Source organism: Segatella maculosa OT 289, from assembly GCF_000243015.1.
GTDB classification, from domain to species: domain Bacteria; phylum Bacteroidota; class Bacteroidia; order Bacteroidales; family Bacteroidaceae; genus Prevotella; species Prevotella maculosa.
Window position 1 is genome coordinate 313450 of the sequence record NZ_JH594503.1, and the last position, 9211, is coordinate 322660.

The window sequence follows — 9211 nt, forward strand, 5'->3', positions numbered from 1 at the left end:
TTCTCCTACCATATTACCCGCTAAAATGATTGATTTTTCGGATAGACCGCTGGCGGACAGGAGAGTCTCCTTGCGGTTTCGTCATGCAATCATGGGTGAATTACGCGACAACCTGTCGCACAACAAACGGTTTTATACTTGTCCAAAGCCGGCCTATCGCGTGCCGTTGCGCTTCTTCCAATCGTCTTTTGTGTAGCTGTCCGGGTAGGTTGTCGGGCAAAGAACGCGGCCGCCACGCTCTCGGATATACGTATCCAGCTTGCGTTGGTCCTCATAAAGCACGATAATGCGGGCGCCATTGCGCAGGTGATTGTACTCGGTATTGCCGCCAGAAAAGCGACCATAGGCCAGAAGCACCTGATAATACATCGTCGAATAGTCGTTGTCATGGTCGTGACCACAGAAGACTCCCATCACATCCCCACCCTCTTTGAGGGCCGTAAACATGCCGCTATTGAGACAAGGTGAGCAGTTTTTCTCCAGTCTTATACCGTAAAGGGGCACTTGATTGCTGGTTACAGCCTGGTCATATTCGGGCAATGGGTAGTGCATAAACATCAAAGCAGGCAGCGGTTTGCCCCCGTTCTGCTTGGTAAATGCAGCAGACCAGTCGCGATAACGGCCGATTTGGTCGAACGAAAGCCATTGATAAAGCCCCACATCTTCCATCTTACAGTAGGCATGCGTGTCCATACAATAAAGCACGGCAGCCGTCTTTGCACCGTCGCCCGACTTGATCGGCACCGCATAATCAAGGACATTGCCATCGCGTTTTGGCTGCACACAGAAGCTATTCTGGGCTGCTTGGTCATACAATTTGCCCACAGCTATGCCCTGTTCCGGGTCATGATTGCCCAGAAGATAGCAGAAAGGACGTTTCAAATCCGTTAAAACATTGAGGATTTGTTGCAGGCAGGCGTCGCCCGGTTTGGCGTAAATGACGTCGCCAGTGAGCACAATCAAGTCGGGATTTTCAGCCTTTACGACTTCATACATGCAGTCGGTTGCCTGCTTAGATGCGGGATTTCCCAACTTATAATGCAGGTCGGTGAACTGCACAATCTTGAATTTCCCGTCTTTGAAACGCAAATCCTGTGCCCGTATTCCCAGTACGACGCACAGCAAAATCAAACTGATTAAACTTTTTTTCATATGCAAATAGTACTCATTTGTCGGTAAAGTTACTGCTTTTTTGCTTACGATGTACCTTTTATCACCTTTTTATTGCTAATTTTGCACATCTACATTAAAAAGCAACCTACAGGATGATAAACGACCAAGTGATGCAGGCACTGCAGAAGTGTCCCCTATTTGCCGGCATGAACGAGCTCAGCATAGAGTTGGCTTTGGGCAATGTTGCCTATCAAATCGTTGGCTATGACAAGCGAGATGTCTATGCTTTGGCGGGTATGCCCTGCCGGTTTGCCGACATTATCATCAGCGGAAGCCTCATCTGCCGCATGGTTTCGCTCAGCGGAAAGCAAGTAGAAGTGAGCCGGTTGCGCCCGGGTAACCTCGTTGCCCCGGCCTTTATCTTTGCCAAAGACACTACGCTCCCCGTCAGTGTGGAGACAGATTCGAAGGTAAATATCCTGCGCATGACCCCTGAAACGCTGAAGACACTGATCGATAAAGACGAAGATATCCGCATGAACTTTATCCATACGCTGTCGAACATTGATGTTTTCCTGACGCAAAAAATGAAGGTTTTGAGCCTGTTCACGGTCAGGGAGAAGGTTGCCTACCTGCTTTTGGAGCGCGCAGGTGAGCAGAATTCCAACACCATTCACCTTGAAAGGAGTCGCCAAGAGATAGCCGACTCGTTCGGAATTCAGAAGTTTTCGCTCCTTAGAGTGCTCAGCGACTTTGAGAAAGAGGGCATTATAAGGGTCGATGGCAAGACGATTGAAATCCTCGACCGCAACAAATTGAAATGATATTCCACCCACTTCGCCTGCCTGTCACGGCCCTTCCGGCCCGCATGAACAATCCGTTCTGCTACGAGCCCGATGTGTTTTGCCGCGCAGCCGTGGACGAAGTGAAACGCTGGATTACAGAAGCTCCGCCCGAATTCAAGGCCGAAGCCGACCAAGGCAAGATGTTTGGTGTGCTTATTGTCAGGCGGAAGCACGACATCGGCTTTGTGGCCGGCTACAGCGGACAGCTGAACGGGCGTAGTGATTGGCCGGGATTCGTGCCTGCCGTCTTTGATTATCTGCAGCCCGACGGCTATTTCAAACGGCATGAGGCAGCCATAACGGCACTCAACAAGCGTATCGAAGCATTGGAACAAAGCAAGGATTTAGCAACTGCACGCCGCGAATGGGAGGACGCGACGCATGAGGCTGAAAGGCAACTTGCGGCATTCAAGATTGAAATCAAGCGCGAAAAGGAAGGTCGCCCCAAGGAGTTGACACCCGAAATGATACGCCGTTCGCAGTTTCTGAAGGCCGAATTGCATCGCATGAAACAGCGTCTGGCCCTTCAAATTGTCGATAGAAAAACGGTGGTTGACAAGATGGAAGCCGAGATAATCACCCTGAAAGCACAGCGACGGCAGCAAAGTGACGCCCTGCAACGCTGGTTGTTCGGTCACTTTGTCATGCTTGACAGCCACGGAAATCAAAAGGATTTACTCCGCATTTTCGCCCCTTTTACACCGCCGGCAGGCAGCGGTGAGTGTTGCGAACCCAAGCTGTTGCAATACGCTTTCAGTCAAGGTTGGCAGCCATTGCGCATGGCTATGTTCTGGTGGGGGGCGAGTCCGCGCGACGAAATACGCCATCATCTGCACTTCTATCCGGCCTGTAACGGCAAATGCAAGCCTATATTGAAATGGATGTTGAACGATATTGCCATCGAAGAGCACCCATTGGAGGCCGAAACAAAGCAGGAATTGGAGTGGATTTACGAGGACAATGACATCGCCGTTGTGTGCAAACCGGCCGGAATGTTGAGCGTTCCGGGAAAGAACGGACGTGAAAGTGTGCTTTCACTTGTCCGCGAACGCCACCCTGAAGCCACGGGGCCGGTCATCGTTCACCGCCTCGATATGGCGACAAGTGGGCTGCTTGTAGTAGCACTCCGCATGGAATCGTATCTCAACCTGCAACGCCAATTCAAGGAACACAGCGTGGAAAAACGCTACATCGCACAACTTGAGCGACCCATTGAAGCAAACGAAGGACGAATAAACTTGGCCTTGCGCCCCGACCCCTGCGACCGTCCGCGCCAAGTTGTCGATACTTTGCATGGCAAAACGGCCGTGACCGTTTATCAACATGAAGGAAACGGCCGCATGATTCTCAGGCCGCTGACAGGCAGGACCCATCAACTGCGCGTGCATTGTGCCCACCCCGACGGGTTGAACGACCCCATCAAGGGCGACGAACTCTATGGCACCAAGGCCGACCGCCTGTATCTTCACGCCGAAGCACTGTCATTCACGCACCCAACGACGGGCAAACGAATGACTTTCGAGCGTGAGGCTGCATTCTAAAGTGGCCGCGGCAGGCTTCGGCCACATATGTTACCGATGGGCAATGCGGCATCATTCTTGCTGCAATATTGATGAAAAAGAAAGAGAAAGACCATGCTGATGGTCGCTATCATATCTTCCATAACCAATTAAAAACAATAAGTATGACTAAGTTTGAAAAAGGAAAAGTATTCAAGGCAACCGAAGTAATCGACTATACCGACGGTGGTGTGGTCAGTAAAGAGTTCATTCACAGCAATGCGGGCAGCGTTACTGTGTTCAGTTTTGACGCAGGTCAGGGGCTTTCAGAGCACACTGCGCCGTACGATGCACTGTTGCAAGTGATCGATGGCGTGATGGAATTGACCGTTGAAGACAAGGTTTTCGACATCAAGTCAGGTGAGTCTTTCGTCATTCCAAGTGGCGCCCGTCACTCCGTAAAGGCCAACGAGCGTTTCAAAATGGTGATTACGATGATCCGAGGATAACGGAACAAGGAGCGGGGGAATGACTTTCAGGTTGTTTTCCCGCTACCTTTAAATGCAACAACAGCTATTTTTTAATCATAAACTTTACTGAATCATGAGAACAGAATGGAGAGGTTTCAAAGGAAACAAGTGGCAGACAGAAGTGAACCTGCGGGATTTCATTCAAAATAACTATACGGGCTACACCGGCGACGAGCATTTCTTGGCCCAACCTACGCGTGCCACGGAGATATTGTGGCAGAAATTGCGCGCACTTCAAAAGGAAGAGCGGGCCAAAGGCGGTGTGCTCGACATGGAGACTGAGGTGGTTTCGGGACTGACGGCATACGGACCGGGCTACATCGACCATGAGACAAAAGACTTGGAACGCGTAGTCGGCCTGCAAACCGACAAGCCATTGAAACGCGCTTTCATGCCTTATGGCGGTATTAAAATGGCCGAACAGGCTTGCACAACCTATGGTTATCAGCCGTCGGAGCAGCTGCATGACATCTTCACACGCTATGTCAAGACGCACAACGACGGCGTGTTTGATGCCTATACCAGCGAGATGAAGCGCGTGCGCCACAATCATATCCTGACCGGTTTGCCTGATACTTACGGCCGAGGACGCATCGTTGGCGACTACAGACGCGTGGCCTTGTACGGCGTCGACTATCTGATTGCCGAGAAAAAGCGCGACCTTGAGAACCTTGGCGACCGTGAAATGATTGACGAAGTCATTCGTTTGCGCGAGGAAGTGTCCATGCAAATCCGCGCACTCGAAGGCTTGAAAGAGATGGCTTCCATCTATGGTTTCGACATATCACAGCCGGCCAACGACGCGCGCGAGGCCGTTCAATGGCTCTATTTCGGCTATCTTGGCGCGGTGAAGACGCAGAATGGCGCAGCAATGTCGGTGGGGCGTATCTCAACCTTCCTCGACATCTACTTCGAACGCGACTTCAAGGAAGGCAAACTGACCGAGGAGGAGGCGCAAGAGCTTATCGATCATCTCGTGATGAAGTTCAGAATGGTGAAGTTCGCACGCATTCCGTCCTACAACCAGCTATTCTCCGGCGACCCGGTTTGGGCTACGCTCGAAGTTGCCGGCATGGGGCAAGACGGCCGTTCGATGGTGACGAAGAACGACTTCCGCTTCCTTCACACGCTTGAAAACATGGGACCGTCGCCCGAACCCAACCTAACGGTGCTCTATTGCAGCCGACTTCCCGAGGCATTTCGCCATTACGCCGCAAAGATTTCGGTTACGACAAGCTCCATACAGTATGAAAATGACGATGTGATGCGACCGATTTGGGGAGACGACTATTCGATATGCTGTTGCGTGAGCGCGACGCAAACAGGAAAGGAAATGCAGTTCTTCGGCGCGCGGGCGAACCTCGCAAAGGCCCTTCTTTATGCCATTAACGGTGGCGTTGACGGCCGCACACACGAGCAGGTCGGCCCGGCTTACCGCCCGATCACGGCCGATGTGCTCACCTACGACGAATTCATGCCGCGTTTCGACGCCATGCTCGAGTGGCTGGCCGGCATCTACGTAAAAACGCTCAACCTCATCCATTACATGCACGACAAGTACTTCTACGAGGCAGCAGAAATGGCACTTATCGACACCCACGTGCGCCGGACGTTCGCAACGGGCATCGCAGGCTTCAGTCACGTCGTGGATTCCATCAGCGCCATCAAGTATGCGAAGGTACACATCGTGCGAGACGAGACAGGATTCGCCAAGGACTATAAAACCGAAGGCGATTTCCCCCGCTACGGCAACGACGACGAGCGCGCCGACGCGATTGCCGTATGGCTGCTTAAGGCCTTCATGAGCAAGATACGAAAATACCACACTTACCGCAATTCGGAGCCCACGACCAGTATCCTGACCATCACGTCAAACGTTGTCTACGGAAAATACACCGGAAACATGCCCGACGGACGCAGGGCCGAAACACCGCTCGCGCCCGGGGCCAACCCATCGTATGGCGCCGAGCAGAACGGACTGCTGGCCTCCCTCAACTCCGTGGCCAAGCTTCCCTACGAGTATGCGCTCGACGGCATCTCTAACACGCAAACCATCTCGCCCGGAGCCTTAGGAAACGACGACGAGCAACGTTCGCGCACGCTTGTCGGCGTCATGGACGGCTATTTCGACCAAGGCGCACACCACCTGAACGTAAACGTCTTCGGCGTCGAAAAATTGAAAGACGCCATGGAGCACCCAGAGAAAGAGGCCTACCAGAACTTCACCATACGCGTCAGCGGCTACGCCGTTAAGTTCATCGACCTGACCCGCGAACAGCAACTCGATGTGATTGCCCGTCAGGCACACGGAAGATTATAAGACACCCCGGACGGCTGCACGAAAACACCGTCCGAACCCCACCCTCGCCCCCTGTCCTTCCCCCTCGGGAGAGCGACAGGGGGCGAAACATAAACCGCCGACAAAACATTCAGAAATTTATGAACAACAACAACACACAGCACGCCGCCGCCACGCACGACGCGCAGCAAAACACAGCCCGCGTCCATTCCATCGAAACATTCGGCTCCGTAGACGGACCGGGCATCCGCTTCGTCATCTTCCTGCAAGGCTGCCCCATGCGCTGCCAATTCTGCCACAATCCCGACACCTGGGCCATCGAAAGCACCAACGAAACCACAGCCGACGAGCTGCTCGACAAAGCCGAAGGCTTTCGCGCCTATTGGGCCGGCACCGGAGGCATCACCGTCAGCGGCGGCGAAGCATTATTGCAGCTCGACTTCCTCATCGAACTCTTCGAGCATGCCCACGACCGCGGCATCAACACGTGCCTCGATACATCGGCCCAGCCCTTCACACGCAACGGCAGTTGGTTCAGAAAGTTCGAACGACTGATGCGCGCAACCGACACCGTGCTGCTCGACATCAAACACATTCGCGACGACGAGCACCGCCGACTAACCAAGTGGACCAACCGCAACATTCTCGACTGTGCCCGCTATCTTTCCGAAATCGACAAGCCCGTGTGGATACGCCACGTGCTTATCCCCGGGCTGACCGACAACGACACCTATCTGCGCGAACTTTCAGCCTTTCTGAAAACCCTCCACAACATCGAGCGCATCGAAATCCTGCCCTACCACACGCTCGGCACCTATAAATACGAACAGCTCCGAATAAAATATCCGCTCGCCGGCGTCATGCCCCCGTCGCAAGCACGCATCGAGAACGCCAACCGCATCATGCGCTCCGTGCCGTTGAGAGAAAAGTAGAAATACATGCCACGCGCATTTCCGCTCCGCACGAAACGCGCACAACGTCAATTTTCATCAAAAAACTCAAGTTTCTGAACAGCCAACAACAATTTATGATGAAAAACTCGAGTTTCTGAGCAGCCAACAACAATTTTCGATGAAAAACTGCAGTTTTTTGGCAGAAAAAGAAAAAATCTGATGAAAAACTGCAGTTTTTTGATAGGAAAGAGTCGGTTCTTTATAACTCTTTGATTATAAGTACTTATAAAATTGAAGAAAGGAAAAGGGTTACGATTTGGTTACTACTCAAATTCCCCGGACTTCCTTGATTTGCTGTCGTTTCAAACAACTCTTGTTATTGGTACAAAGATAACTAAAATGTGCTGTACGGCCAAAGAAAACATTTGTTTTTTCTTGTCGAGCAGACTTTTCTTTTGCTATTTCGATGGTTTAATTGTCTTGCTGAAATCCTTCTCATCTTCGGCAGGAACAAGTTATGCTCTCTCTTCGTAAACTTCGCTATCAGGCATAACACATTCCTGCCTTTAGCATGACCGACAAAAGAGGCAGGGAGCAGTCTGTCGAAAGAGTTTCGGCAAATCTGCTTCCTGCCACATTTCTGTGTATTGGTCATACTTTCTAAGGTACGGATTCCGGCAAGACAATTTTTCAGATTTTTCTTTTTCGATGTTTTTCCTTTTCTTGGAAGCAGTTGTAAAAGCCGCATTGTTTGTCGTCGAAGAAGTCGGAGCTATTCAGGTGGTGATAAATCCCTCACCCGTCTACCTCCGACACCTCCGACTTGTCTGACAAAGCCGTAGGAAAAGTACACGCCTGCCCATCGCAGCAAGCCCGAAAGGCAGACTTCGTACCTTTCCTCTTCCGTCTTTGTCTTCTATAGGTGGCTTTTACATGCCCGCTTCATTACGCTTTTTACTATCTGATTGTATGGCATGCTATCAGATTTTTGATTTCATCCGAATCTGTCTCTTTTCCGTTTACCTCCATTTGGAGCGGTCTTCACCGTATCGCATCCGCTGGTCGTCCCCGTTCAGGCGCAAAGGTAATTCCGGGATGCTACGCTGCTGCAAGGTCGGTGCCTTCGGTTTTGGAGAAAATCTCCACGCCTGCGCTCCACTGCGTTTTACTTCGGGTAGTATTTTCCCTCAAAAACCTTGCATTCGCTCATCCCTACCTTTGTGAGGCACCTGAAACGAAAACGACCGATGCGACAGGAAGACACATTAAAAAAAATGTCGGATAAACGAGAGACGGATAAGCAGTGAAACTCAACTCCCTCAAGCTCTTGGATCCGCATTAAACATTAAAAACTCGAATAAAATGGAAAAGTCAATCAACATTCACCGAGCCTTGCGCGCAACCCTTCGCCTGCTGCTCACAAACGTTATAAACATCGCCTTTGGAGCGGTCGGTGTGGTTGTCGGTTTGCTTGCGGAAGTCATCGCAGGTGTGCTCCGCATCTTTTGGGCAATAGTCCTCTACGTGCTTACCCTCGTAAGTCTTTTCGCCCTTATTCTTTGGATATTCACCCTATAACATAATTCAAGATGAAAACAAGACACAGCAAGACACCCAGCCAGCAATGCCGATACTACGAAGTGGACAATATCTTCGAGTATATGTATGAAATCTACATCAATGGCAATCATTCGCAACTGAAAACATTGTACAAGGAGTTGCGCAGAGAAGCAAGAAAAGAGTTTATCGCATTCTGCTTTGAAATGGTCAGTCCCCAACACAGAATGCAAAAGAAATGGTTTTTACTTGTTGTTCATAAAGCGTTGTTTGGTGACGGGCGCGCATGAAAAACGGCCATGCGCCGCCCGTCGGGGTTGGATTGAATTGTCTTACTTAACTTTCTTGTGGATATAGTGGCAGCAGGTGCACCTTATCCGTAGTCTTTTTCTTTCATTGTCGTTTCTTGTTAACGGGTTATACAAAATCGCGGATATCGAAGTCTTCGATGCGCGCGGGCAGGACGAGCGGTTTT

8 protein-coding genes are annotated in these 9211 nt (G+C 51.1%); 7 read left to right on the plus strand and 1 reads right to left on the minus strand.

Annotated elements, in window-relative coordinates; all coding sequences use genetic code 11:
* Positions 1 to 153: 153 nt before the first annotated feature.
* Positions 154 to 1152, minus strand: a complete 999-nt coding sequence (locus HMPREF9944_RS07220; RefSeq protein WP_008565486.1) for a metallophosphoesterase family protein — start codon at positions 1150 to 1152, stop codon at positions 154 to 156.
* 113 nt (positions 1153 to 1265) lie between these two features.
* Between HMPREF9944_RS07220 and HMPREF9944_RS07225 the strand changes: the two genes are divergently transcribed.
* The 7 genes from HMPREF9944_RS07225 to HMPREF9944_RS07255 all read left to right on the plus strand — a co-directional run bounded on the left by HMPREF9944_RS07225 (position 1266) and on the right by HMPREF9944_RS07255 (position 9026).
* The gene (locus HMPREF9944_RS07225) at positions 1266 to 1937 is read left to right on the plus strand and encodes a Crp/Fnr family transcriptional regulator (protein WP_008565488.1); all 672 of its coding nucleotides are present in this window, start codon (positions 1266 to 1268) and stop codon (positions 1935 to 1937) included.
* On the plus strand, positions 1934 to 3499 hold the full coding sequence (locus HMPREF9944_RS07230; protein WP_008565489.1) for an RluA family pseudouridine synthase: 1566 nt from the start codon (positions 1934 to 1936) through the stop codon (positions 3497 to 3499). The genes HMPREF9944_RS07225 and HMPREF9944_RS07230 overlap by 4 nt, the downstream gene beginning before the upstream one ends.
* A 143-nt stretch (positions 3500 to 3642) precedes the next feature.
* Complete coding sequence (locus HMPREF9944_RS07235) at positions 3643 to 3966, plus strand: cupin domain-containing protein (protein WP_008565490.1); 324 nt, start codon at positions 3643 to 3645, stop codon at positions 3964 to 3966.
* Positions 3967 to 4060: 94 nt separating this feature from the next.
* Positions 4061 to 6307: a formate C-acetyltransferase gene (gene pflB / locus HMPREF9944_RS07240; RefSeq protein ID WP_008565491.1), complete on the plus strand. Its 2247-nt coding sequence runs from the start codon at positions 4061 to 4063 to the stop codon at positions 6305 to 6307.
* A gap of 119 nt (positions 6308 to 6426) precedes the next feature.
* On the plus strand, positions 6427 to 7218 hold the full coding sequence (gene pflA, locus HMPREF9944_RS07245; RefSeq protein ID WP_008565492.1) for a pyruvate formate-lyase-activating protein: 792 nt from the start codon (positions 6427 to 6429) through the stop codon (positions 7216 to 7218).
* 1323 nt (positions 7219 to 8541) lie between these two features.
* Positions 8542 to 8757, plus strand: a complete 216-nt coding sequence (locus tag HMPREF9944_RS07250; RefSeq protein WP_008565493.1) for a hypothetical protein — start codon at positions 8542 to 8544, stop codon at positions 8755 to 8757.
* Between the two features lie 11 nt (positions 8758 to 8768).
* A complete protein-coding gene (locus tag HMPREF9944_RS07255) occupies positions 8769 to 9026 on the plus strand; it encodes a hypothetical protein (RefSeq protein ID WP_008565494.1) in 258 nt (85 codons plus the stop codon).
* Positions 9027 to 9211 lie beyond the last annotated feature (185 nt).

What these genes read in the sequence shown, in the direction of transcription:
- HMPREF9944_RS07220 (WP_008565486.1), bottom strand. Translation starts at nt 1,152, where the DNA reads ATGAAAAAAAGTTTAATCAGTTTGATTTTGCTGTGCGTCGTACTGGGA.
- HMPREF9944_RS07225 (WP_008565488.1), top strand. Translation starts at nt 1,266, where the DNA reads ATGATAAACGACCAAGTGATGCAGGCACTGCAGAAGTGTCCCCTATTT.
- HMPREF9944_RS07230 (WP_008565489.1), top strand. Translation starts at nt 1,934, where the DNA reads ATGATATTCCACCCACTTCGCCTGCCTGTCACGGCCCTTCCGGCCCGC.
- HMPREF9944_RS07235 (WP_008565490.1), top strand. Translation starts at nt 3,643, where the DNA reads ATGACTAAGTTTGAAAAAGGAAAAGTATTCAAGGCAACCGAAGTAATC.
- pflB (WP_008565491.1), top strand. Translation starts at nt 4,061, where the DNA reads ATGAGAACAGAATGGAGAGGTTTCAAAGGAAACAAGTGGCAGACAGAA.
- pflA (WP_008565492.1), top strand. Translation starts at nt 6,427, where the DNA reads ATGAACAACAACAACACACAGCACGCCGCCGCCACGCACGACGCGCAG.
- HMPREF9944_RS07250 (WP_008565493.1), top strand. Translation starts at nt 8,542, where the DNA reads ATGGAAAAGTCAATCAACATTCACCGAGCCTTGCGCGCAACCCTTCGC.
- HMPREF9944_RS07255 (WP_008565494.1), top strand. Translation starts at nt 8,769, where the DNA reads ATGAAAACAAGACACAGCAAGACACCCAGCCAGCAATGCCGATACTAC.